The organism is Bradyrhizobium icense (assembly GCF_001693385.1).
GTDB lineage: Bacteria > Pseudomonadota > Alphaproteobacteria > Rhizobiales > Xanthobacteraceae > Bradyrhizobium > Bradyrhizobium icense.
Genome location: NZ_CP016428.1, coordinates 5,463,772 through 5,488,251, shown reverse-complemented (window position 1 = coordinate 5,488,251; position 24,480 = coordinate 5,463,772). Strand labels below are relative to the sequence as shown.

The window sequence follows — 24,480 nt, the reverse complement described above, 5'->3', positions numbered from 1 at the left end:
CGCTCTGCCGTCGTCCATTGGGGCGTCGCGGAGGAATGCGACAAAAATTGGCGGCATGGCGCTGCAGATCGTCTGGGGATGAGGATGGAGTTCGACGCGAGTGGTCTCCAGCAATTAAGCTGGTCTCTGTCACCCGAGCTCATCGTGCCTCGGACATCACGCTTGTGCTCTCGCCGAAAATGCCTGGAGTTCAATCCATGCGAGAACGTCTGGAAGTTCGTGCGCGACAACTGGCTTCGATAAGGGGTCTGGAGGTGTCAGTTTCTCTTCAAGCCCGCCGGTGTGCTGGACGTCCTTATCGCTCCTTTCGGCTAGATCGGCGGGTTGAATGGCAGCGTCGATTGCGCGCGCTGAGACGGCATCAACGATCTGAGCGACTATGGCCTGTAGGATTACTTTCACGGGGAGAGTCGTGCGAAATTCACGCCTAGGGTAGGAAGGCGTCACAACTCGCCAATTGGTCGCGCAAATTCGGCGCGATGAGCTATACACGGGGCAATGGTGGCTTTGACGCTTGTTACGCTGCCTCATGACAACAGCCGCACGATCCGTGACCAGGGCGGAACACTACGACATCCGGTGGAAACCCCCATCCAACATCTGCTTTAGTTAGTTCCCGCATGCTCCCCCACTACATCAGGGACCAACACCATGCCGGACATTGACGCCGACCGTTTCCTCGCGGACCTTGGCGACCTCCGCCAGATCGGCAGCTACAAGACCGGCGTGCACCGTCCCGCCTTCTCGCCGCAGGACATGCAGGCCCGCCACTGGCTGATGGACCGCATGACCGAAATCGGCCTCGAGCCCTCAATCGACGGCATTGGCAATGTCTACGGTCGCCACCTCGGCCCTGGTCCGCATCTCCTCATCGGCAGCCACATCGAGTCGCAGAACCACGCCGGCTGGCTTGACGGCGCGCTCGGCCTCGTCGCCGCCAGCTCGAAAGCCGCAACCTACGTGCCGGCATCGTCACCGGTATCGCCGCGATCGGGCAGTATCGCATCGCCATCACCGGTCAGCAGGACCACGCCGGGGGCACCACCATGGCCGAACGCCGCGGCGCCGGTCTCGCCCCCGTGCGCCTGCTGGCGGCTGTCGACCGCCAGTTTCCGCTGATCTGCGGGCGAGAATACGGTATGGACCACCGGCCGCATCGCCCTCGGCGCCCCCTCCATCATCCCCGGCACCGCCGAAATCCTGTTCCAGATCCGCGACATCGACATGGATACGCTGCAACGGATCGAGGACTGCCTGCGCCGCCTTGTGCAGGGAAAGCAATCGCACGGAGCGCTGCACCGCCGTGCTTTCCACCGACAACCGCTCGCTCCCCGCGCTCAGCGACCCCGCGCTGATGTCGGCCCTAGAAGCCTCGGCGCAGGAGGTCGTGCCGGATGCCCTGGCAGCGCATGCCCAGCGGCGCCGGTCACGATGCGCAGATCATCGCCCGCCGTATGCCGGCAGCCATGCTGTTCACCCCCAGCATTGACGGCATCAGCCATCACTGGACCGAGGACACCAAGCCCGAAGATCTCGTTGCCGGGTGCCGCATCCTTGCCGGTGCTGCCGCGCGCTTCCTGCAACAATCCTGATCCATGCCGGCGAATCCACCAGCCATGCGAGCGGTCTTGGTCGACGAAGCGAAAGCGCCTGGCGCGGAGGAAAGCGACAAACATTGGCGGCTGCCGCTGCAGATCGTCTGCGGTTGAGTGATGAAGTTCAACGCGAGCGGCCCGAGGGGGGGCAGGATTGTCTCTGCCGCACAAGCTCATCGTGCCCTCGAACATCACTCTTGTGCCGCTCCCGCCGAAATGCCGGACAGACCCAAGACAGGATTTACGCCGGCGCGGGCATCGCTACCTTCTGCAACCAAATCAGCATGTTCGGCACTCGAAGGCCGACGAGCATCTGAAAAAATCGCGATGAATTTGCGAATGCGTTGATGGAGCATGCCGCCGTCGCCGAAGCAGTCGCGATCCCCGACGAAAGTGGAGAGAAAGCCTGCTACCACGAGGTGCCTGTCACGCGCGACAAAAAGGAGTTGAACGAGCACCCACTGGTGCGCAGTTTTGTGAAGTGGCAATCACCCGAACGCTACGAATGCATCGACGCTATATCGCGAACCTCCACCGGAAAGTTCTCGAAAGTCAACTGCGCGAACGCTTTCCGAAGTGACGGGCCTCGTTCGACCCCCCAATTGCAGCTAGCTCGCAAACGGGTATTCCGAGTTTACGGATCGCTCCGTCGGAGCTGGTCGGGGTATCCGAGACGGAGCGATCTCGGATGGCGCGAAGGATCACTGTTTTTGACGTCCACTTTCTGGCACAAGCCGGCCCGGGCCAACTCCGCGAGCGCCGGAGCGTTATTTTGGTAACGCTCGGCGGTGCGTTTGCTGTAACGGGAGCCGTACGAGGACCTCGTTGTCGGGTCTTCCGGGTTTATCGACTCCAACGGCAGCTTCGATCGCCTGCACGCATACGCTCCAAGGATCTGAGCGGCTATGGGCTCGATCTCCGATATCACGTGTGCGAGAGTTCCATTACATTTCGTGCTTGATTGCAGAAAAAATTCGTAGTTCGCCGCTCGATCGCAAAAATTTCAGCGAGATGAGCCATTTTTCAGCGAAGATCGCTGTCGCCCCTTGCTATGCATGTGCACATGACATCGCCCAGCACCCGCCCTTTTGGAATTCTGCTACTCGATCGCGCTCTGCCGCCCGACGTAACGCTGCCGATGTCTCCGGTCGGTTCGATGCGAAATCCAGCTACCTTCGACTTTTCAACCATCTCGGAAACCGTTGTTGGGGCTTATGGGGATGACGTTGTTCGCGGCGATCCACGGCTCGGGCCAGCCTACGCTGCAGCTGCCCGGCGCCTCGTCGACCGAGGCGCCGTTGCGATAGGCTCGAACTGCGGCTTCACCATCCGATACCAGGCAGCGGTGGCCGGGTCGGTGAAAGTTCCTGTTGTGATGTCGAGTCTGCTTCTGGTGCCCACCTTGCTCCGCCAGCTACCGACCGCCGCCAAGCTCGCCGTGATAACCTTCGACACAACGCATTGCGGCGAGGATCTGCTCGGGGTTGACGATCCGGCCGAGCGGGCGAGGGTGGTCATCGGCGGCGTTGAGGGCAGTCAGTTGTGGCACAACGAAATGAGGCGTACGCCGCTGCCGACCGCCGTCGCCGATATCGAGAAAGAGGTTGCCGCCTCCGTCGCCCGGCTCCGTGCAGTGCATTCGGACATCGGCGCGATCCTGCTCGAATGCACGGTGTTCCCGTTGGTGACGCCTGCAATCCGTCGTATCACGGGATTACCTGTCTATGACATCACGACTCTCTGTCGGATGACGTTCGCGTCCGTCGCCTGAGTGTCTACCAATGTGAGGTGTGCCGCCGCCGCAGCCAGTATCGTAACTCAGGACATGCATCGATCAGACTGACATGGGTGTCCACAATACTGGCGTCGCCTGAGTTTGCTTTTGCGCGCGCGAAAGTGGGGAAGGCCGGTCCTAGCTCGGAGCTGAGCCAGGCGCCCTCGAAGTGAGAGTGGCGCCCGTCGAATCCGGGCTGAGTGCGCCGAAGGAAGACATTCGTTGCCGCTGTGGCCAGGTGGCTTCGGCTAACCAGCCGCGTGAGTGGCAAAAAGGCGCGTCACGGAATTTGTTAGTGCCTCAGTTTGCCTTCTCAATCTCTCAATCGAAGACGTTGCTAGCCGATAGAAGGAGCGAAAGTCATGGCGATGCCTAAGGGGCCCCAAGCGTTTCCGCGGAGCGAATACCTGAGACGTCTGTCCGTAGTTAAGGCAGAAATGGAACGGCGCGAAATCGGGGTGCTGATTGTCACCGTCTCGCCGAACATCACCTATTTGACCGGCTACACCGCCAGATCCGGGTATGTTCCTCAAGGTCTGATCGTCTCTCTGAAAAACGAAGAGCCCACGTTTGTAGTGCGTCGTTGTGATGCGCCGTCGGCGATATATGAGATGTTCATCGATAGAAATCGGATCATCGGCTATCCCGAGACGCTTATCGGCAATCCCGAAATGGATGGCTTTGATGCTGTGATCGACTTCCTACACGACAATGGCCTAGCCAGCGGCGGTGTCGGGCTGGAGACAAAATTCCTGGCACAGCAGTCGGTGGAAAAATTCAAAATCAGAATGCCGCAAGCCACGATACGGGATTTTAGCGGCTGCATTACCTGGACTCGCCTGATCAAGTCCGATCTCGAAATTGTTGTTATGAAAGAAGCCGCCGCCATTGCCGATGCGGGAATCCTACGCGCGAAGGAGGTTATCCGTCCAGGCGTGAGAGAAGCTGATGCGGCCGCAGAGATCATTGCCACGTTGGTTCGTGGCGTCAATGGCAAGCCCGGCACAGACGTTTCGGACTTTCACCTGTGCGCCTCCCCGCTTTCGGCCACACCCCATACTCGGTGGAGTGAAGATGTTCTTCACCAGGGGTCGCAAGTTAACTTCGAATTCGGTGCTGTGCGCTACGGCTATGTCTCAGCACTGAGTCGTACGTTCATGATCGGAAAGCCCTCAGAGCGCCTGCGCCGTGTTCACGAGGGTGAAGTTGCCGGTATGGAAGCCGCCCTCGCAGCCGTCAGGCCCGGAGTTACCTGCGGCGATATCGCAACGGCTTTCAACACCACGATCAAAAAGCATGGCTTCGAGAAAGAGACGCGGTGTGGCTACTCCATTGGAATCGATTGGCTTGAACCGACAGCCAGCATCAAGGAAGGCGATCCGACTGTCTTGCAGCCGAACATGACCTTCCACCTGCTGCTCAACAATTGGATCGATGAAGATTTCGGCTATGCTCTCAGCGAGACGTTCAGGGTTACCGAAACTGGCGCAGAAGTGTTCACGACTCTCCCGCGAGAGATTTTCGTGATGTAATATTCGACCCAACAACCTGACAGATGAAAATTCCGGGGCCTTGTTCTTGACCATTCCTTCATCGCGAATCTTGACCCGCAGCGCGTCGAAAAACACCACCGGATAGACCGGGTCGAGGGGGCGGCTTTGCCATTCCCGGACTTCGTCGAGAATCGCGTTGGTCACCCGGCTGATCAATCGGGCGGGAGTTCGGCCCCATAAAGTTCAGATAAATGCCCCTGGATCTCGCGCACCGTCATGCCGCGCGCGTAGAGGCTCAGGATTTTGTCGTCGAAGCCGTAGAAGCGGGTCTGGCCCTTGGCGATCAATAGCGGCTCAAAGCTGCCGGCCCAGTCGCGTGGCACAGCTATGTCGATCTCGCCGTCCTCGGTCAGGATCGTCTTCGCGCTGGTCCCGTTGCGGCTATTGCCGCTGCCGCGGCCGGCCGGGTCTCCCTTCTCGTAGCCAAGATGATCGCTCAGCTCCGCACCAAGCGCCCGCTCAATCAGCACCTTCTTCAGCTGCTTGAAAAGCCCGTCTGCACCTGTGAGGTCTTCAGCCTTCTCATAGTTAGCAAGCAGTTGATCCGGTAGTTCAGGTGTAATCGTCGTGTCGGTCGTCATGTGCGTCTCCTCGGTAAGGTAAACTCACAGAAACCTGCTTACACGTTCTTTCTGACACCCTCTGCTAGCCCTGTCGGAAGGCAGCCAGTGCCGCCGCCCGCTGATCGATCGGATCCGCTCATCGATCCTGTTGCTTATCTGGCGCGGAAAACCGCAGCATCTTCTATGCGCGACACCTACTGCGCTGACCAGCGAAGGATCTGTCTGCCGCCAGACCTGCTCTCTCCCGACCGTCTCAGGAAATTGGCGCTTCAAGCAGGACCTACCATGAGCGTCGCGGGCGGTGGCGACACGTCGACATTGGTTGTCGTAGATGCCGCTGGGTGCGCTGTGTCGTGGGTCCAATCGTTGTTCGAGTCCTTTGGCTCTGGGATTGTCTGCCCAAGTCACGGACTCGTCCTGCACAATCGCGCCATGCTCGAGCGCCTCGACAACGATCCGGTGCGCGGTCTCCGTGCCGGGTTTCGTACCTTCCATACGCTCTGCCCCGCTCTGGTGACTGGGACAGGGGCGTGGAACTCGCCATCGCCACGCCGGGAGACCAGGGCCAGCCGCGTGCTCCAGGTCATACGACGCCATTTCGAGCAGGGGCTGGACATCCAGTCCGCTATTGAGTGGCCGCGCTTGCGCCACGACGACGGGCGGGTTGGTTATGCTGGAGAGCAGATGCCCTTCCAAGTGGAACGATGTGCTGACCAAAGCCGGCTGGACAGTAAAGCGAGTTGACCTGGTCCCGCTTCATGGGCGGAGTGAACGCGATCCGAAAGAGAGACGGTCTGGTAATGGGTGGCGCTGATCCGCGGCGATCCTCATACGCGATTGCGGAGTGATTGAAGCCAGAAGGATCGCACGCGCTCACGCTTATCCGCGAGATAGCTGGCAAGATCGCATGCGTCGCCAAGCCATAAGTGCGGCAGCTCGTTCACGGTAGAAATTCTTTCGTATACCCAGCTGCAGCTAGTGCGTGCCTGCGGCTGCGAGTTCAAGTAAAATTTGGTAACGTCTTACAACCCCAACTCCCTCAGCGCATGATGCGTGGGAAAGCGCGCATGTGGAGCCACATCCGCCTGCATTGACGAGCAGCGGCCCGCGCCAACGATAGTCTCGGTCACATCTCCGTCGGTGAGCTTTCCGGCGGGTACAATATTTCGTCGGAAATCGTGAATGTGGCTTTGGAGCGCCGGCGCGGTCGGAGTGAAGCAGTTCACCGTGTACTTTAGCCAAATACTCGCGCGGCAAGGATTAGGGATTGATGCGGGGTAATTCGCTCGGTGTCGGCTTCCGATCTCGTGACGGAGTGCAGGAGAGGTCAGCGCTTCTTCAGGCATGCGTGTCCATATAATAGGTGGCAGATGACAAAAGCATCGCAGCAAATATCCTTTCGCCGCTAATCAGAGCGGCTACCGAGGTTTCTCCTCGGCGGCGCGCTCGACAGTCGCCAAGGAGCCGAACGAAAACGTTCCAGCCGTCAACATTTGTCCTTCCGGCGGCGGTCTCACTGCCCTCGAACTTGCGCGATTTGACCCCGCCGAATTGGAGACTCAGCAGGAAGCGTCCGTCACACCGGCTGCGCTCGCGTATGAAAGCTTCATATCGACGGATATTGTGCCGGATTTCTTCGATGCAAGCCTTATAATGGCTAAAACCAAACTCCGCGACTATTAGTCTTCGCGATAGATGCAAGCATCTTCTGGGGCGACAAACGTTTGCAAGGAGCCGTGATCCGGAAGTCGTGGCTGTCCCGTCATCGCAGGGAATTCATAAGCGTTCTAGCTACGAGTTATTCGGGCTGGACGGCAGGCTCGACGGCGCTCATGGATTCGAGTGCCCCGAATTCTTGTTCGCAGCGCCTTCAGCGCCTCAGCACCCCGGGCGATCGTCATACCTCTCAAGACGTACGCCCCGCTTCCATGCAACGTGGGATGATTACTCCATATCGCCGCGGGGCAGTTGGTGGGAAGAGAAGCGAGTAGCCGGCATCTTCACAGAGGGAAATGAAGAGAGGAGATTGCGGAAATGAAGCGGCGAACATTCTTGAAGTTCGGGACAGTGGCCGCGGCCGGCGCTCTGGGTGCACCTTACGTCCATGCGCAATCGAAGAAGTTTGCCGGTATTACATTGCGCATAAAGGATACGGTGGATTTTACGATGAATCATTCATGAAGAGCGTGGGCGCGCCGCTCGAAGAAAAGTATGGATTAAAGATTCAATTCAATTACGGTGCGACGGGGTCGGACCTGATCAACTGATCGCGAACAAGGACAATCCTCCGTACGACATGTACATCGCTGATAGTGCCGACATGGTCGAGCTACTTAAGGCCGGTGTGATCGAGAGATCAAGGAGTCGGACGTGCCCAACATCAAGCGGATCCTTCCTGGGTTCCGCGAATACGACGATTACGGCATGCCTTTCAATGTTGCGTTCGTGATTCCCGTTTACAATTCCAAATACATCAAGCAGCCGTTGACCTCATATTCAGATCTAGCCCGGCCCGATCTGAAAGCTCGCGTGGTCATTCCAGCTCCGACACAGGACACCGCCAGCCTATATCTTCGCGGCCTGGCTGAGGAGATTGGTGGCTCGATCACGATGGAGCCGGCGTTCCAGTTACTGACGGCCGCGAAGCCGAATATAGTCGCGCTCGCACAGACCAACGTCGCCGAGGTGCAGATCTTTCAAAGCGAAGAGGCGCGGGCAGTTTCTGGGATGGTCGCGCGCAGGAACTGCGTACCAAGGGGCTTCCCATTGTGACCGTCGTCCCGACCAAGGGCATTTGCTCCATCGTCATCTACATAAGTATCGTCAAAGGCATGAAGCATCCAGAAGCCGCATATGCCTTGGCTGAGCAGCTACCTTCCGATCAAGGCATGCTCGGGGTACCCCAGGCGCTTCGGTATGGTGTAACGACCGATGTCACGTTGACCGAGGACCTTCGCAAAGACCTCCTGTTCAACTCCCCCGAGCGCAAGGCGCTGAAAAAGAAAGTCGATTGGCAACGCTGGATGGCAGACCGCAGCGCTCGGATCGAGCGCGTCACAAAATAATTCGAGGCTACGTGTTTATGCCGTGGTGCGCCGCCATCGTCTCAGAGCGCAACGGGCCCGCCGCGCTGAACTCGGTTGGAGTTCCCTCGTTCAAAAGCAAAGTGCGACGTAACGACAATACAAATTGAAAAGGAGCTGCGGTCCAAAGGAGCAATTCCGCAGGTGAGGCCGGGATCGGCGTTCGTCTGTTCCAAAAGGCCAGCTCAGTGCAAACCAAGCGTCTCTTCTCTAAACAAGTGCCCCAAGGGAGGGCCTACATGAACGAACCGAAAAGACCGTTTTCAAGTGCCGAAATGACTCAGCGGGTCAACAACACGAAACATAGAATGCAAGCGTCAGGCGTTGACCTCCTGCTTGTCAGCTGTCCTGCGAACACCTTTTATCTCTCGGGCTACGATGCCTGCTCATACTATACTCATCAGATGCTGATCGTTTCTCTCGCTGAAGATGAGCCGATCTTGGTGGTACGAAACATCGACGAGCTTGGTGCACTGCTGACGGTCTACATGAAGCCGGAGAACGTGCTTTCCTATGGAGACGAATTTGTAGGTTCCGAGTCATCGCATCCCATGGAGTTTATTGCCTCTATCATTCGCTCGAGAAAATTGAGCGCAAAGATCATCTCGGTCGAGATGGACAACTACTATTACTCGGCGCGTTCACACGCAGTGCTCACGGCTCAATTACCAAATTCGCAGTTCAAGGACGCTGATCGACTTGTCAACTGGGTCAGAGCCATCAAGTCGCCCAGTGAACTCGAATATATGATGCAAGCCGGAAAAATCTCAACCCAGGCAATGCATGATGCCGTAAATGAAATTGCCCCTGGCGTGAGACAAAGCCAGGTTGCAGCAAAGATTTACTATAGAGAGATATACGGCGATGATGACCATTCTGGAGAGTACATTTGTAAGCCGCCGTTGCTGCCGGCCGGTCGGCTATCGGCAACACCTCATTTGACGTGGGTAGATGCTGCGCACAAGCAGGGCGAATTGACCAGTATTGAGCTCGGTGCATGCCGGCATCGTTATCATGCCCCTCTGGCAAGGGCGGTTCACCTAGGCAGGCCACCGGCACGACTTAAGGACACGGCAAATATATTGATTGAAGGTTTGACGGCGGTTGTCGAATCCGTCCGTCCAGGTATGACGTGCGGCGAAGTTGAGGGTGCTTGGCGGCGGGTCATCAATCGTCACGGGTTGCTCAAAGAGAGTCGGATTGGTTATCCTGTTGGAATTGGATATCCGCCGACATGGGGTGAACTCACCTATAGTCTACGGCCATCAGACCGGACCGTCCTCAAGCCAAATATGACATTCCATTGCATACCCGGAATCTGGACCGATGAGTGGGGTTTGATGATCAGTGAATCGCTTCGGGTGACCGAGAGCGGAGCCCAATGCTTCTGTGAGTTCCCACGAGAACTCATCGTCAAGTGATGATGTCTTCTCCTCAGCATCGTTTCAACTCGTCTGTACCCGGTCCCGAGACGAAACTGTGGTGTGACGACGGACCGGGCCAGGGCACCGAGAGGTGGTAAGGAGGGTCCAGAATCTTGAGGCTGTGTGGTCGGCAAAGCGTGCTGAGGCGCGATCGCTAAATAGCAGGTAGGCTGCGGCGAGGGAGATTGCCGACCGCCCGCAGTACGCTTGCACGGGCAGTTGAGCTGGAATAGTTCGAGATCGCGCGGCTCAAGCGCGGCAGTCCCACCGCGGCTCCGGCGTGACAGGTGGCGAAGAGAATGGCGAGGGACTGAAAGCGCGCGAGATGTGTCGGGCAGGCCGCGTTCATTCGAATTTCTCAAATGCACGGCGAGGCTTCATCGAAGCAGCATTGACATGAAAGCGTCAAATTGGGCCCCCTCAGGCGCAGAATTTCTGCTAGCGCATGTCTCATATCGATAAATTTAATTCTGCAGGCGCGGTACTCTCGCAGGAGAAATGGACCGTCGGTTCAGTAAAATCTCTAAATGAAAACGCGCGGGAGGAACGTGCAGCGGAGCAAGGCCACCAATATACTGGCGTATTGGGGCGGCCAAAGTCACTAATCTTGATAAGTTCTTGATTGCACCGACGAGTGCCGCGCTCGACAGAGCTCAGGGCTGTTTGTCCGTGCCAGGTCGTCGGATGTTGGCGGCTTTTCCCGAAGTGTACCGTTCTGTCAGCAGTACCAGGGCACAGTGTGTTCAAGAGGGTGTGCTGGTTGCTACACACTCTCGGTTCTCGCACTTGTTCTGGAAACGCCAAGCGGGTGGTGCGACTCAAGTGAGTTCATCTCAGCCCTTGCAACCGACTGGAGAGGCAGCGGCGCTGACGCACGATCCAGCCAGTACAAAGGGATCGGCGCAAATGACAACGAGAACGCAATCATTATCCAGGTTATCGAAATAAAGGTTTGTCGAATGAGCAAGCGACTGTCGTCTTCATCGAGCGGGAAAAGGAAGGGAGATCGGAAAATGAAAAGACGAACGTTTTTGAAGCTCGCGACGGCTGCCACGGCCGTTCTAGCCACGCCCTACGTTCACGCTCGGTCGAACAAGTTTGCTGGCATTACGCTGCGTGTGAACGGGTTCGGCGGCGCCTGGGACGAAGCCCTTATGAAGAGCGTGGCCGCGCCACTTGATGAGAAGTATGGGCTCAAGGTTCAATTCATCGCTGCCAATCAATCAGCAGATGTCGTCAAACTGATCGCGAACAAGGACAATCCGCCATACGACTTGTTTCAGGCTGATAGCGCCCTCATGGTCGAACTGCTTAGGGCCGGCATCATCCAGGAGATCGGGACGACAGACGTTCCCAAGGTTCGGCGTATCCTTCCGAACTTTCGCGAATACGACGGCTACGGTGTGCCATTCAGTGTCTACACCGTCGTCCCAGTGTACAATTCAAAATACATCAAGCAGCCGCTCACCTCATACTCAGATATTGCGCGGGCCGATCTGCAGGGTCGCGTGGTCATTCCAGCGCCGACTTTCGACGCCGGCAATCTCTATTTTCTTGGCTTAGCCGAGGAAAATGGGGGCTCAGTCTCGGACATGGAGCCCGCGTATAAGATTCTGGAGGCCGCGAAGCAGAACATTGTCGCGCTAGCGCAGACTAGCGTAGCCGAAATACAGATGTTCCAGAACGAAGAAGTGTATGCAGGCATCTTCTTTGACGGTCGCGCCTACGAGTTGCGCAGCAAGGATACCCCAATTGAGACGGTCGTTCCTGCTAAAGGCTTCTACTCCGTCAGCACGTACATGAACGTGGTTAAGAGCATGGGGCATCCGGAAGCCGTACACGCGTTTGCTGAGCAGTTGCTCTCTGACGAAGGCATGCTCGGATTACCTCGGGCAATTCGGTATGGCGTAACTACCGACGTCAAGTTGCCGGAAGAGATCCGCAAAGATCTGTTGCTCGACTCGCCTGAGCGCAATGCCCTGAAGAAGAAAGTTGATTGGAAAAGATGGATTGCAGGCCGCAGCGCCCGACTCGAGCGGGTCAACAAAATAGTGCGAACGTAGGTGGGCGGACGCCGAGTAGCACGTTGTTTTTGGCGCATGAGATTGGAACTCGTGATTGAGTTGAGGGTGAGCAACTGCCCGCGCCGGAGCGCTTCCGTTCGGGGACGATCCGGCCTCCGGCGATCTTTCATCACAACAATCATCGACGAGAGTCGCGTCGTTCCCAATAAATTAGATCATCACCTTCGTGTCTTTAGATGCGCTCCCGCGCGAAAGCAGTAGGACAAGCTGACTATGACAGACTCCAGGCCTGCGGCAGAAGATGCCATCACCGTCCTCATCCATGATCCCGAATCCGATCATTATGTATCGATGATCCGTAGGCGCTTTCCCGATATCCGCGTGTTGTGCGCCAAAGATGCGCAGTTTCTACAATGTCATGTGCCAGAGGCTGACATTATTTTGACTAGCCCCTCGCGTTTTCCTGTCCGGCTCTTTGAAAAAGCGCGTCGACTGCGCTGGGTGCAGACCACCGTCGCAGGCGTTGAAGCGTTCCTGCCGATCCGCGACCGCATGAGTGACCTCATCGTTACGAATGCTCGGGGTATTCATGGCGAACTCATCGCTGATTTTGTAATGACGGGTATCGGCATGATGCAGTGGGATTTCCCGGGGCTTATGCGGGAGCAGTCTCGAAAGGAGTGGCGTCCGCGATGTGTCCCGCCATTGGCGGAGCGGACGCTCGGCGTGGTCGGGCTCGGTTCAGTTGGTGCTGCAATCGCTCGCCGCGGCAAAAGCGCGGGAATGACGATAATCGGCTCAAAACGAGACGTGAGCGAGGCTATCGCGGGCGTCGACAGGCTCGTCCCACCGCATGGCCTTCCCGAGCTCTTGCAGCTATCCGACTTCATTGTCCTTGCCGTTCCCCACCTTCCGGAAACAACCCGGCTAATCGGTCGCGAGCAGCTGCAGCTCATGCGCCGCAGCGCCTTCTTGATAAACATCGCCCGCGGCTCCGTGGTTGCCGAAAGCGAGCTCATCGAGGCGCTCCAGGCAGGCACCATCGCCGGAGCCCTCCTCGACGTGTTTGAGCGAGAACCGCTCCCCGTCGATAGCCCGCTCTGGACCATGCCTAATGTCATAGTTGCACCCCATGTCGCTGGTTACCCGAGCGACTACACCGCTCGCGTGTTCGAGATTTTCGGTGAGAATTTGCAGCGTTTCATCGAAAAGAGACCCCTCCGTAATGTGGTCGATCTGAATCGGGGCTACTGACGGGTCCCATTTGCGAGAACTTAACGTGGCGAGCCGTTGCTTCGGCTCAAGCAGAAGAACAAGCGCGTTCGGCTGCTGAAAGGTTAAATCGCGGCCAAATTCCTGGCCGCGGTCGAAGCGCAGCCCAACTAAAGCGCTTGTCGGGCTATCAAGATCGGTGGATGGTGCCCCGACCGATAGCATCAAATCGAAGGGTGACTCAGGTGCGCTGGCAGCGTAAGGCGCGGACGCAACGCCCAAGCAAACCGTCCATCGCCAGAACGTTCGAACAGCAATCATGCGTGACCATCGGCTCCGGTATCAGGATCCATCGCAAGGGAAAAGGCGAAAAGGTGAAGCTGTGCTTCATCGGGTTTGGTTGATGAAGCACCGAACGCGGCCTGCTGATCGACGCATGCCCGACTCTGGTGGACCGGCATACCGATCAGGAGGCTGCGCTCCAAATAATTTAGTCTCGCGCTGACCGATCGATAACGATCACGCGCGCCGCAAGCCTATTGATGCTCAAACCAGTACGCGTGAATTATGCGATAGCGCATATTGCGCGGGAATACCCCCTGCGGCAGCTCGAGGTTAGCGGACGCACGATCGAGCGCGACGGTCACGCTCAGCAAGCCCATCCAGGAGGCATTCAGACCGTCGCCGGGCAAGAGAGAATCGTGATCTAAACGGATTGGCGGGGCTGTTGATTTCGCTACCGGCCTCTAATGCGGTGCGGGAGAGACCAGCTGATGTTGCCCCGCTTCGCGGGCCTTAGCTCGTCCGCTGCCGCATCGTCGAGTTGGGCGATAGGGACAGCCATGATGCTGCCGTGAGCCGCTCTTGCATAGGGGCGGAGAATACGAGATGCCGAGCAGGCGCGATGTCCGGCGGATGAGCTTCTTTACCGGCTGAAGCCGTGGGCAGCTGGGCGCGGCTTGCTCGTTCTGATTGTGTCGATGTCCCGGCGACGCCGGGCTCGGACAGCACACTTCCTGACCCTCGCGGCACTATGAAGAGACTATTGGGGGTTCGACAAATGACTTCGTCTTGATTCAAGAGCTGAACGTCAGCGCACGCGCGTCAAGCTCGTCGACGTCGAACGTATTCCAGCGGAAAAGCGATCTGCTGCAGAATAGAGCTACCTCTGGATTGCGTCAGAGCCAATTTTGCATGCCAAATGAACTTCAGCGCCGCAGTGCGCTTTCGAGGAACCGCGCGGCGGCGAGTGCTCTGGCGTCCTCGCCAAAGGGCGCGATGATTTGCACGCGGACAGGCAAGCCGTTATCTGCAATATCGGCGGGCAGTTGACGCATGGCACGCCCAGGACTGTCCAGAGCCCGTTGAAGCGCGCTCCACCGGTCGAATCCAAGCTCTTCGGTGCGGCGCCAGGCGCGGAATAGGTTAGGACCACGTCGAGATCGGAGAGTGCATTGGCGAATGCGGCGCGCGCGCTGTTTGCGGTGTGCAACGCCGCAGTATACGCTGTTGGCGTAATGTCCAAGGTCTTATCCATCCTGGCGCGCAGCTTCGGCGCAATCGCGTCGTGATGCGTCTGGTATTCCCAGGCGAGCGCGCGGTGCAGCTCGAAATCCCAGATGTTAGATTGGATGGTGCCAAGTTTCCGCAAAGATGCCGGGAAGCTCGAGGATCTGGACGTTGGCGCCAGCGCGCTGCGCCGCTGAAGCCGCTTTCCGCAATGCCGCCTCGGATTCTGCTTCAGCTGGGCCGGCAAAACCCTGCGTAACTACGCCGATGCGTAGCGGATTCGTCAACCTGTAACCTGCAAGCTCCCACCGCTCGGTTATCGCTGCAAGCGCCAGCCTAAGGTCCTCCACGCCGGCCGCAAACAGCCCGACTGTATCGAGCGTCCACGAATAACATTTCACACCGACGGTCGGCAGCAGCCGATAAGACGGCTTGATCGCAGCCACGCCGCAGAACGAGGCGGGGCGAATCACCGAGCCAGCGGTTTGCATACCTAACGCGAGTGGAAACATGCCGGCGGCCACGGCTGCCGCTGAGCCTGCCGAAGAGCCGCCCGGTGTGTGATTATGATTGCACGGATTAAGTGTGGCAGTGGGATCATGTCCGGCGAAAGCACACGTTGTGGTTTTGCCGACGATGGTTGCACCCGCGCGCTTAAGCAGCATCACCACTGACGCATCCGCACGCGGCTGCCAGCCCTTGTAGATCGGCGAGCCCATTTCCGTCGAAGATCTGAGGTATCGATGAGGTCCTTGATTCCGACAGCAATGCCGCGCAGAGGCCCCTCATTTCTGGCCCGCGGACTCTTCGCGTGGCAGACAAAGGCGCCGATGTTCTTTTCGTGTGCCTCGATCGCCGCGAGTGATTGCGAGAGCGCAGCAGCCGGCGAGAGCTCTCCCTCATCGATGCGGCGCCTGAGATCCGAAAGCGAAATCATGACGGAGGCTCCCTTGCGGAGATTGTCGGCTTGCAGGAATTCGTTTGGCGCGGCGCAGCCGGAGACTCTTGACCCGGGCGTTCACGTCTACGCGCATCACCCCAGCGAACGAGCGATAATTGAAGCGTATCGAGGGACAATAACTGCAAGAATCAGCCGTGATCGAACCAATACTGCGAAATGAGGCGCCCCTTGAGCGTCTTGAGCGCGTCGAGCTGCAACGGCTACAGTCGCTTTAGGCGCGGGGTGCATTGCGGCTCGCCGCAAGGGCACCGCAAGACTGGCATGTGTGCGGCGAAAGCCACGCCATTCATGCGGAAATCTATCGAGCCGGAGACAGCGTCCGCGCCTCGGCTGATGGGTAGGCCTTCTACCTGGCCTTTTCGGCGAACCGGGCGGGGAGGTCGACGCGCATTGCGTCTCGCCTAGGTAAGGATACCGATCGATGCGCACCGAGCCCACCAGACGGTGATTGCCAGCACCGCCAGCAAGACGGTGCATGCGTTGACCTCATGCTAGTCACTAGAAGAAGCATTTCATTTCGTCGCTGCATGTGGATGGTCGCGGTGTATCGGACATCGCGCCAGAACTGCCCCCCTCTGTGGTGGCAAACGCTCCGGCTTGCACTGAATTCGGTAATCCCGAGCACACAGGCCTCGCAAGGCGCACGCAAAAGCGCCCACGACCCCATTCAACAAGGCGCTAGCAGTGCAGGTATGCGCAATCAGCGCTTGCCAAAATGAATCGACGGAAGCCGTTCCATCGCAGGACTTAATCGCCAAGAGCCGTCTCATCGCACGAATTGGCGGCAACACATTGCTAAACTAAGAATCAATAGTTCGTGAAGGGGTTGACCTAGTAAGATCTTCTTAACGAGAGGCGGACCGCAGCATGACCGACCACGCACCCGCCGTCCGCGAAGCGCTTGAAGTCCCCGGCGCCGCGGCTCTCACGCGGACCTCCGATGCACATCGGATGCTTCCGTGGCGCGGTGCGGGCCGCTCTAGTACGCGGCGATTTCTCAAAAACGAGATTCTGGCGAGGATTTCTCTTCAAGAGCTCGCGGCAGTAGGCGAGTTCCTTGAGCCAATAGTTATAAGAGAACGCATGGTGCTGCAAGAACCGAAAAGGTCACTCGATCACGTCTATTTTATAGAGTCGGGACTTATCTCCGTTAGGATTGTCGCGGCGGAAAGCGTTCTTGAAACAGCGGTGATAGGATATGGCGGAGCTATCGGCGCTTCGCTCTTGTTCGGACCGCATCTTGCGACGCATCAATCTGTTGTGCTCTTTCCGGGAAGCGCGCACAGAATTCGTGTCGAGGATCTGGGACGAGTGATGCACGATTGCGCTGAAATTCGAGAACATCTTCTCCGGTACGTCCATGCACTGAACTTGCATTGCGCTCAGACCGGATTGTGCGGCGTGCGACACGATCGCGAGAAACGGCTCGCGTGGTGGTTGTGTTCGGCGAGTGACGCCCTTGATGCTGATGTGCTGCTTACACATGATTACCTCTCTTCCGTTCTAGCATTGCGCCGCGCTGGGGTAACAACTAATCCGATTCGAAGAACAAGGATTGATTCGGAAAACTCGCGGCGTGTTGCGGATTGAGAAACGCTGCCTCGAGCAAAAGGCATGCAGTTGTTACAAACTTATTTCAGGCGCTTATGCCTCAACCGAGCCCGTGATGTCAGCCATCGATCCATAGCGCCGGGTAACGAGCGGCGCGGCGGATTGGATGTGCGCTATGGCAGGTCATTGTGATCGGCCAGGCGGAGGCCTGGGTCCTCGATGTGTTCATAGGATACACCCGACGGATTTTTCAGCGATCAGTTGATCCTCCCGATGCCCTTCGTTGCTTCCGGCGTGCGCATCGGCTCGATAGCCTACGTCCGACAACCGGGTGCTGCTTTTCGTTTGTCAGCACCTACGATCGAAAGGCTGTTCAGTCCAATATGAGATCTGAGCAACTGACGGTATCGCGAGATCGTCGTCGGCTGTTCGCAGTCACACTCATTCGATAGGTGCGCGGTCATGCTGATTGCGTGAGACTTAGCTCTCGTCTGCAGTCCACACGAAATCCTTTACTCCATCTTCCCGTCAAATGCTGTCTGGGCGACGGCGCTTTCATGATCTCGTCGTCTGCCGTTTCTCATGACGCTAGGGTGATCCGCTTTGTCGGCTTATAAAGGGTTGTTCTTGCGTCGAGGAGAAGCATGGACCGGTCATCCTTGTGGCGGCTGCACATCAATTTCTTTGAAATCAACATGAACTAGAAAAGTGGAATAGCGGTCAAGGTGATCGAGCCCTATGTCTATTGGGAAATAACGTACGAGTTGGAGTCGGTCCGCCGATCTCTTGAGGAGACGTTCAGGCGCAGTCCGCGTGACTCTACTGCATGCCGGATTCAGCGCCTTGTTCGCCAAATTCGTCAAGGCCCGAAGACGAACAGAACTGGCTCGTAAATGGTCGTGCCAGCGCCGTAATCTGGTGCTCCGCGTCCGCGAGCTGTGCGATAATTCGAAGAACGGCGGGCGGCGGGTTATCCATCAGCGCATGAGCTGCTCACGCTGTGCCATATCGGCCGTGTGTGTTCGACCTGCAGTTACGATCATGCATTAATAGCTCGCCACGCTCCGCTCTTCCTCTCCACTTGCTCTGCACGGATGTGAGTATGCTCGCCCGTCGCATCAGCGGCTGAGAGTCGCGTACGGTGTAACGCGCTGTGAGGTGCTGACTAGGTCTAGATCTTTCTCATCATGCAGCTCTCGAATTAAGTACCAGAGGCCCGCGAACATTCTCGACGTACAATTCAAGCGGACCATGAATCGTCCTGCGTACGTGACGTACGGTCATCTGCGTCTTCAGTACTAATCGTACAGTTATGACGCGATTAGAACACTCTGGCCCAGAGCGGCCATGCATTCGTGCGTTTCGTACAAAGCTTTCACGCCGATATTGAACACAATCTGTCAACGTAGCCTTGCGAGCGGCGGAATGGTCCGCACCGCGACGCCTGTGGGCTAATCTAGCTGCCGGCGTTCGAGGAAGGCCCTGTCTGTCGAGAATGATTGGGGCGAAGATGGCCAATCTCTGGGGTGAGCGGCCACTCTTCAAGTGAAACATTTGGAGGTCTTTTATGAAGATGGCGAAGAGCCTTTTTCTAGGTTCGACGGCGGCTCTGATCGCCTTGGGTGGGGCGCAGGCGGCCGATCTCCCCGTCAAGGCTAAAGCAGTTGAGTACGTTAAGATCTGCACCCTGTATGGTGCTGGGTTCTACTACATCCCGGGCACTGACACTTGCATCAGGTTAGGCGGATATCTGCGTGCTGAAACGACATTCGGCACGAGCTACCATCATGACGCACCAAATAGTGGTGTGGGTGGCGCGCGCAACCGCTTGAGCGAATATTACAGCGCGCGCTCTCGTCAAGACCTGTTCGTTGATACGCGTACCGCGACCGAGTATGGTGTCGTCCGCACGTTCGCCGAATTCGCTTGGACCTATACAGGGGGTACCTACAGCGGTACCGGCACTGGCGGGACGGCGTATACGACGTCACTAGGAAATCAGGTCGCGCAGGGTACTCCCGGCTTCTATCAGGCCTTCATGCAGTTCGCTGGCTTTACGTTCGGTAAGGCAGCTTCGCAGTTCAGCACTAATTGGGGCCAGTATGCGGCGAACTCTTACGAGTTGCCGGGCGCTGGCGGTTGGGATAGGGCGAATCAGATTGCCTATACCTTTGAATTCGGGCAAGGCATCTCGGCCTCCATCTCGGCCGAGGATCAGGTTTCCCGTAACCAGCTCGCGATCTGGAATGTAAGCTCAGCGACGGCTGCGGGACTGGCCACTGGTGCGTACGGAGCCAACGACATCGGTGGTGCGCGAGCTCCAGACCTCGTCGCGTCGGTCACTGTTGACCAGGCTTGGGGTTACTTCAAAGCTTCGTTCGCCGCCCATGACAATCATGCTGCCTACTATGGTGCGTCCGAGCTCACCGGCCACCCGGATGACAAGTGGGGCTGGGCGGGTCAGTTGGGCTTGTCGATCAAGAACGTTCCGACTGGTCCGGGTGATACGATCAACATGTCGGGCGTCTATACGAACGGTGCAAGCCGTTACAATTTCCACGACTATACGGCGGCACCCAGCTTCGCGATGTACGGAGGCACGGGTCTCGTAGGTGCTTACCAAAGCGTCGGCCTCGCTGGTGTGTCTGACTCGGTGTTCGTGGCCGGCTCCGGCCAGGAGCTAACTACGACCTACGGCTTCCAGGGTGGCTACACCCACAACTGGAATCCGTACTGGGCCAGCAGCATCTTCGGCGCGTATGCTGCTGTGCGCTACAACAATACTGCCAAAGGCTATATCTGCGGCGCGTTCGTAGCAAACCTCGCGCTTTCGACAGGTCTTGCAGGCTGCAATCCCGACTTTAACTACTCGGTGATTGGTACGAGGACGATTTGGACTCCGGTCAAGAACCTGGCCTTCACGGCCGAACTCGCGTACACGATGCTCGACCAAAAGCATGCGAGCGGAAGCACGGTGGCTCTGCCAGCTCAGGCAGCTATCGCCAAGCCGGGTGGCACGTATGAGCTGAAGGACCAGAACGCCCTCACGCTGCTGATCCGCGCTCAGCGCAACTTCTAATTATCTATCAACCAGCAGAAGGAGAAAGAAGCGCTTCTATTCGTCTGAGTGTAACCTCCAAGAAGGCCTCCGGCATGCCCGCCGGGGGCCTTTTCAATTTGGACCCAATATTTCGGCTGCGTGAAGCGAGACGGGACCCTTGCGATCACGAGTGGCGAGATTCGCGAGCGAGCCCCTGGAATCGAGTCATTTTGGCTGAATCGCGTCAGGTTGTGCAGATCCCAAAGGCCGTTTTCCGACGATCTGCGCGGGGGCGCCCAGAGTGCTCTTATCGCTCTAAAGCAAGGGACCTCCTGCCGAATGACGCCGGAGCGATGCTCAATGAGCGGGAGCGTTTGCGGCTCAAGCTTGGCATGGGCTCCATCTCATAATTTGCAGGGCGACAAGTGGAGGCCTCGCCAATTGGCCTTTGAACCGCACTCGCTTTCGACCTGGTCCTGGGGATCGGTATCCCATATCGAGGATTTCGGGACCTGCCTCGCATTGTCCGTCTTGTGTGGCCCTTTTGCTCTGGACGTCTAAAAGGCGCGGCCATATAGACGATCGAGATCGGCAGGATCTGCGGCTTGCTGGAAGCAATTGTCGACAACAATCTGGATCCCCAAGCGCACCCCGGCACAGAGCTGCCGACCATCCTTCATCCCTATATCGGCGACGCTCGGTCGCGTTATGAACGGCGCGAGCAGCATCGGGCTTCTGCTCGTTCGAGAGATTACTAATTCGAGCGATCGGAAGCTCCTGCGGCGGATGCTGCTATGCCGTCTGCGTGAGTGAGTCTCTCATTGAAATTCCAGAAACGACTCAGATATAGCCGAGCTCCAGCTCCTTATACTCGACGACTGGGCATGATGCGCTCGCGGCCGTGGCGCGTCACGATCTCAAGATTTTCGAAGAACGCTGTGTCCGCCGCTCTACTATCGGCACCAGCCACTGGTTCTGGAGGGTTGTTTTCGGGAGCGCCGCCGACGATGGGCGCCTTCATCTTCGAGCGCCTCCTGAAAGTGCAGCGCGACGAAAGGTTCGAGTTCGCCGCGGAATCTATGTATGTTGAGGTCGCTCCCACTTGATAGGCTGTGCAGCGGCCTTCTAATCTTGAGGAACCTAAAAGAAGAACGTCGCCGCGCTACAATATTGAGCCAGCCAAGTGTTTGAGCCTATCAACAACGCTTTTAACGGAAGGTACCGGATCGTTCCCATCCTGCAACGAGCTCAACGTAGCGCACTGTGCCGGGCGCAAGAGCGTTTGAGCGCTTCGCTCAGCGGGCCGGCGCGCTGCCGTGAGAGACGCCGAACAAGTCTAGTGGCTCGAAAATTGCCAAGTGGCAGTCGGCTCCGATCCTGATCCAAAGCTCAGATGAACTCTGGCTGCCCAGCTCGCGTCAGCGCTAACGCTGACCAAAAGCTTCGCCTTTTGACAATCGCGCGCAGAATTTCTGCTCGGTGACGGGCTCCATTGATTAAATTCAAGCACTGCGACCCTATACTACTTGCTAACGATCAAACTTGTCGCAGCATCGCGGTGCAGGTGGTGAAGCTCGCGAGAAGCTGGCGCCCAAATTCCCTGCCTGAGAGGTCAAGCTCCATGCCTGAGATGTCAAAGTTGTTGCCTGAGAGGCTGCCGCGAGTGGTCGGGCTACTAGGGGGAGGAATCATCGGCGGAGGGTGGGCCGCACGATTCATCCTTAACGGAGTGGACGTGAAACTGTATGACCCCTCGCCGGGAGCGGTCGAGACCGTTCAAGTGACGCTCGCTAGCGCGAGGCGCGCATATCGGAGGCTGACGCAGGTCCCACTACCAGACGAGGGGGCGCTCACCGTAGTGAACTCGGTGGCGGACGCGGTGAGCGGTGTGGAGCTCGTGCAGGAGTCCGCGTCCGAGAGGCTGGAGCTCAAGCAGCAGCTGTTCGCGACTGCCAGCCGGGCGGCGGCCCCCGAAACGCTGATTTGCTCCTCGACCTCGGGATTTCGGCCGTCAGTGCTGCAAACGGGGGTGGATCACCCGGAGCGGCTGCTCGTTGCGCACCCGTTCAACCCAGTGTACCTGCTGCCGTTGGTTGAGCTGTGCGGGGGACGGCGCACCGCGCCCGAGATGCTGGCGCGAGCGGCGGAGATCTACCGGGCAGTAGGAATGCACCCGCTCGTGGTCCGCAAAGAAGTGGACGGGTTCGTCGCGAACCGGATGCAGGAGGCGTTGTGGCGGGAGGCGCTATGGCTGGTGCATGACGATGTGGCTACGGCGGAGGAGGTTGACGACGCTGTCCGTTACTCCTTCGGGCTTCGCCGGGCCGTCGTGGGACCCTTTCGGATCGGCGGCGGCGGGGCTGCCATGCGTCAATTTTTAGATAAATGGAAACCCGAGCTGACGTCGCCATGGACCAAGCTCACCGATGCGCCCAAGTACACCGAGGCCTTCATCGACAAACTAGCCGAGCAGACGGATGCTAGGGCCGAGAAGCTGACCGCCCCAGAGCTCGAACAAAAGCGCGACAACGGTCTTGTGGCCGTGCTGCGGGGACTGCGCTCTGAGGAATACGGCGCGGGCGAGACGCTTGCCCGCTGGGAACGTGGGCTGCGCGATCGCATCCCCCAGCTCACTGACGGTTCTGGCCCACTCCGAATACCAGCAATAGAGATACCGGCCGACTGGATCGACATCTACGGGCACGTCAACGAGAGCCGCTATCTCGAGCTCTGCGGCATGGGCACCAGCGGCCTGTTCAGTTGGATCGGCATTGACGGCGCGTACCGCTCAAAATACGGGTCGTTCTACACGCTCGAGACGCACCTGTCCCATCTCCTGGAGCTGTATGCCGGCGATCGCGTGCAAGTGCTCACACAGGTCCTCGGCGCCGACGAGAAGTGCCTCCATATCTTCCACGTGCTCACGCGCGAGGGCGAGGAGAGGCCGGCGGCCACGAGCGAGCAGATGCTGATTCACGTCAACGCAGCCAGTCGGCATAGCGGGCCTGTGCAGGGGAAAGTGCGCGAGCGCGTGCTGGAGCTGGCCCGACTGCACGCGGAGCTGCCTCGTCCCCAGCGCGCCGGCGCAAGCATCGGGTTGCGCTCAACGCGAAACCGCCGGGAAAACCTCTCAACTGCCGCGAGCTGTCCTGGACCCGCCGTAAAATGCAACGCCTGATTGTCTGCAGGAGATAGACGCCATGGAAGCGCGAAGCGCGTCTCAGCCCGCAATTCAACTGTGATCAGTAGGAGTGCTGGAAGATTAAATGGGCTTTGCGCGGCGCCCGTCGAAGGAAGAAGCGCCAGAAGTTCCAGGGGTCGAAGGAGAGGGTGCTTGGATCGCCCACGTGTTGCCAATGCTTGGAGAGAAGAAGAATGACTGAGGTCATCACCACCCGCCGCGATGGCACGATCCTCGAAGTCACGCTCGACCGGCCAAAGGCAAATGCCATCGATGTCAAAACGTCGCGGTTGATGGGCGAGACCTTCAAAGCGTTCCGCGACGATCCGGACCTGCGCGTCGCCGTCCTCAAAACCGCCGGAGATAAGTTCTTCTGCGCCGGCTGGGATTTGAAGTCCGTGGTCGCGGCCGGCGGTTCGGATGACGGCGCCTGCGGCGACTTCGGGGTCGGCGGATTCGGCGGCCTGCAGGAACTACGTGATCTCAATAAGCCGGTGATTGCCTGCGTCAACGGCATGGCCGTCGGCGGCGGCTTCGAGCTCGCACTCTCCTGTGACCTGATCTACGCCTCCGATCATTCCTCCTTCGCTCTGCCGGAGATTCGCGCTGGCGTCCTGGCCGACGCGGCAACGATTAAGTTGCCGAAACGCATCCCCTATCACGTCGCAATGGATCTTCTGCTCACCGGGCGCTGGATGGATGCCGCCGAGGCGTATCGCTGGGGCTTGGTCAACGAAGTATTGCCCAAGGAGAAGCTCGGGCACCGCGTTTACGAGATTGCGCGGCTGCTTGCCAGTGGCCCGCCGCTGGTCTTTGCCGCAATCAAGGAGACAGCGCGCGTGGCCGAAGCACTCTCCTTCCAGGACGCAATGAACCGGGTAGGACGCCGCCAGCTCGCGACGGTCGATAGGCTGAGCCGCTCAGAGGATAGGCTCGAGGGTCCCCGAGCGTTCGCCGAAAAGCGCGCTCCGGTTTGGAAGGGCAGATAGTGCTGTTGCAGGAAGGATCAT

At 58.2% G+C, this 24,480-nt stretch carries 17 protein-coding genes and 3 pseudogenes; 15 read left to right on the top strand and 5 right to left on the bottom strand.

Features of this window, described 5'->3' with window-relative positions:
• The first annotated feature begins 651 nt into the window (after positions 1-651).
• A pseudogene (locus LMTR13_RS43845) lies at positions 652-1,592 on the top strand (M20/M25/M40 family metallo-hydrolase).
• A gap of 194 nt (positions 1,593-1,786) precedes the next feature.
• Here the strand turns inward: LMTR13_RS43845 and LMTR13_RS41915 are convergent.
• Positions 1,787-2,053, bottom strand: a complete 267-nt coding sequence (locus tag LMTR13_RS41915) for a hypothetical protein (RefSeq protein ID WP_065730234.1) — start codon at positions 2,051-2,053, stop codon at positions 1,787-1,789.
• Here LMTR13_RS41915 and LMTR13_RS43840 point away from each other — a divergent pair.
• From LMTR13_RS43840 to LMTR13_RS25715, 3 genes are all read left to right on the top strand, one after another.
• A complete protein-coding gene (locus tag LMTR13_RS43840) occupies positions 1,943-2,374 on the top strand; it encodes a hypothetical protein (RefSeq protein WP_156795792.1) in 432 nt (143 codons plus the stop codon). The two genes, LMTR13_RS41915 and LMTR13_RS43840, sit on opposite strands and share 111 nt — an antisense overlap.
• Positions 2,375-2,733: 359 nt before the next feature.
• Positions 2,734-3,366, top strand: a complete 633-nt coding sequence (locus tag LMTR13_RS41910) for an aspartate/glutamate racemase family protein (protein WP_335622044.1) — start codon at positions 2,734-2,736, stop codon at positions 3,364-3,366.
• A 365-nt stretch (positions 3,367-3,731) separates the two neighbouring features.
• On the top strand, positions 3,732-4,901 hold the full coding sequence (locus LMTR13_RS25715; RefSeq protein ID WP_065730233.1) for a M24 family metallopeptidase: 1,170 nt from the start codon (positions 3,732-3,734) through the stop codon (positions 4,899-4,901).
• A 36-nt stretch (positions 4,902-4,937) separates the two neighbouring features.
• Here the strand turns inward: LMTR13_RS25715 and LMTR13_RS25710 are convergent.
• A pseudogene (locus tag LMTR13_RS25710) lies at positions 4,938-5,503 on the bottom strand (transposase); the annotation flags it as partial.
• On the opposite strand from LMTR13_RS25710, the gene LMTR13_RS43835 reads away from it, so the two are divergent.
• The 7 genes from LMTR13_RS43835 (at position 5,504) to LMTR13_RS25680 (ending at position 13,270) form a co-directional block, all read left to right on the top strand.
• A complete protein-coding gene (locus LMTR13_RS43835; protein WP_083219221.1) occupies positions 5,504-6,229 on the top strand; it encodes a gamma-glutamyltransferase in 726 nt (241 codons plus the stop codon).
• Positions 6,230-7,519: 1,290 nt separating this feature from the next.
• Positions 7,520-7,666, top strand: a complete 147-nt coding sequence (locus LMTR13_RS43830; protein WP_083219220.1) for a twin-arginine translocation signal domain-containing protein — start codon at positions 7,520-7,522, stop codon at positions 7,664-7,666.
• Between the two features lie 189 nt (positions 7,667-7,855).
• On the top strand, positions 7,856-8,257 hold the full coding sequence (locus LMTR13_RS25700) for a type 2 periplasmic-binding domain-containing protein (RefSeq protein WP_065730230.1): 402 nt from the start codon (positions 7,856-7,858) through the stop codon (positions 8,255-8,257).
• Positions 8,254-8,550, top strand: a complete 297-nt coding sequence (locus tag LMTR13_RS25695; protein ID WP_065730229.1) for a type 2 periplasmic-binding domain-containing protein — start codon at positions 8,254-8,256, stop codon at positions 8,548-8,550. The genes LMTR13_RS25700 and LMTR13_RS25695 overlap by 4 nt, the downstream gene beginning before the upstream one ends.
• A 257-nt stretch (positions 8,551-8,807) precedes the next feature.
• Complete coding sequence (locus tag LMTR13_RS25690) at positions 8,808-9,989, top strand: M24 family metallopeptidase (protein WP_065732975.1); 1,182 nt, start codon at positions 8,808-8,810, stop codon at positions 9,987-9,989.
• Positions 9,990-11,005: 1,016 nt separating this feature from the next.
• The gene (locus LMTR13_RS25685) at positions 11,006-12,055 is read left to right on the top strand and encodes an extracellular solute-binding protein (protein ID WP_065730228.1); all 1,050 of its coding nucleotides are present in this window, start codon (positions 11,006-11,008) and stop codon (positions 12,053-12,055) included.
• Between the two features lie 234 nt (positions 12,056-12,289).
• The gene (locus tag LMTR13_RS25680; RefSeq protein WP_065730227.1) at positions 12,290-13,270 is read left to right on the top strand and encodes a D-2-hydroxyacid dehydrogenase; all 981 of its coding nucleotides are present in this window, start codon (positions 12,290-12,292) and stop codon (positions 13,268-13,270) included.
• A gap of 1,166 nt (positions 13,271-14,436) precedes the next feature.
• Here LMTR13_RS25680 and LMTR13_RS25675 read toward each other — a convergent pair.
• Positions 14,437-15,674, bottom strand: a pseudogene (locus LMTR13_RS25675) (amidase family protein).
• Between the two features lie 891 nt (positions 15,675-16,565).
• Between LMTR13_RS25675 and LMTR13_RS39765 the strand changes: the two are divergent.
• Both LMTR13_RS39765 and LMTR13_RS25665 read left to right on the top strand, forming a co-directional pair.
• Positions 16,566-17,288: a Crp/Fnr family transcriptional regulator gene (locus LMTR13_RS39765; protein WP_236843119.1), complete on the top strand. Its 723-nt coding sequence runs from the start codon at positions 16,566-16,568 to the stop codon at positions 17,286-17,288.
• 1,528 nt (positions 17,289-18,816) lie between these two features.
• Complete coding sequence (locus tag LMTR13_RS25665) at positions 18,817-20,328, top strand: porin (protein WP_065730225.1); 1,512 nt, start codon at positions 18,817-18,819, stop codon at positions 20,326-20,328.
• A 518-nt stretch (positions 20,329-20,846) separates the two neighbouring features.
• On the opposite strand, the gene LMTR13_RS41185 is transcribed toward LMTR13_RS25665, so the two are convergent.
• Both LMTR13_RS41185 and LMTR13_RS41180 read right to left on the bottom strand, forming a co-directional pair.
• On the bottom strand, positions 20,847-21,017 hold the full coding sequence (locus tag LMTR13_RS41185) for a hypothetical protein (protein WP_156795790.1): 171 nt from the start codon (positions 21,015-21,017) through the stop codon (positions 20,847-20,849).
• A 137-nt stretch (positions 21,018-21,154) separates the two neighbouring features.
• Positions 21,155-21,310, bottom strand: coding sequence for a hypothetical protein (locus tag LMTR13_RS41180; protein ID WP_156795789.1), 156 nt, complete (start codon positions 21,308-21,310; stop codon positions 21,155-21,157).
• A 600-nt stretch (positions 21,311-21,910) separates the two neighbouring features.
• Between LMTR13_RS41180 and LMTR13_RS25660 the strand changes: the two genes are divergently transcribed.
• Positions 21,911-23,467 carry a 3-hydroxyacyl-CoA dehydrogenase NAD-binding domain-containing protein gene (locus LMTR13_RS25660; RefSeq protein ID WP_065730224.1) on the top strand — a complete coding sequence of 519 codons (1,557 nt, stop codon included), beginning with the start codon at positions 21,911-21,913 and terminating at the stop codon, positions 23,465-23,467.
• Positions 23,468-23,664: 197 nt separating this feature from the next.
• On the top strand, positions 23,665-24,459 hold the full coding sequence (locus tag LMTR13_RS25655) for a carnitinyl-CoA dehydratase (protein ID WP_065730223.1): 795 nt from the start codon (positions 23,665-23,667) through the stop codon (positions 24,457-24,459).
• Positions 24,460-24,480: the final 21 nt, after the last annotated feature.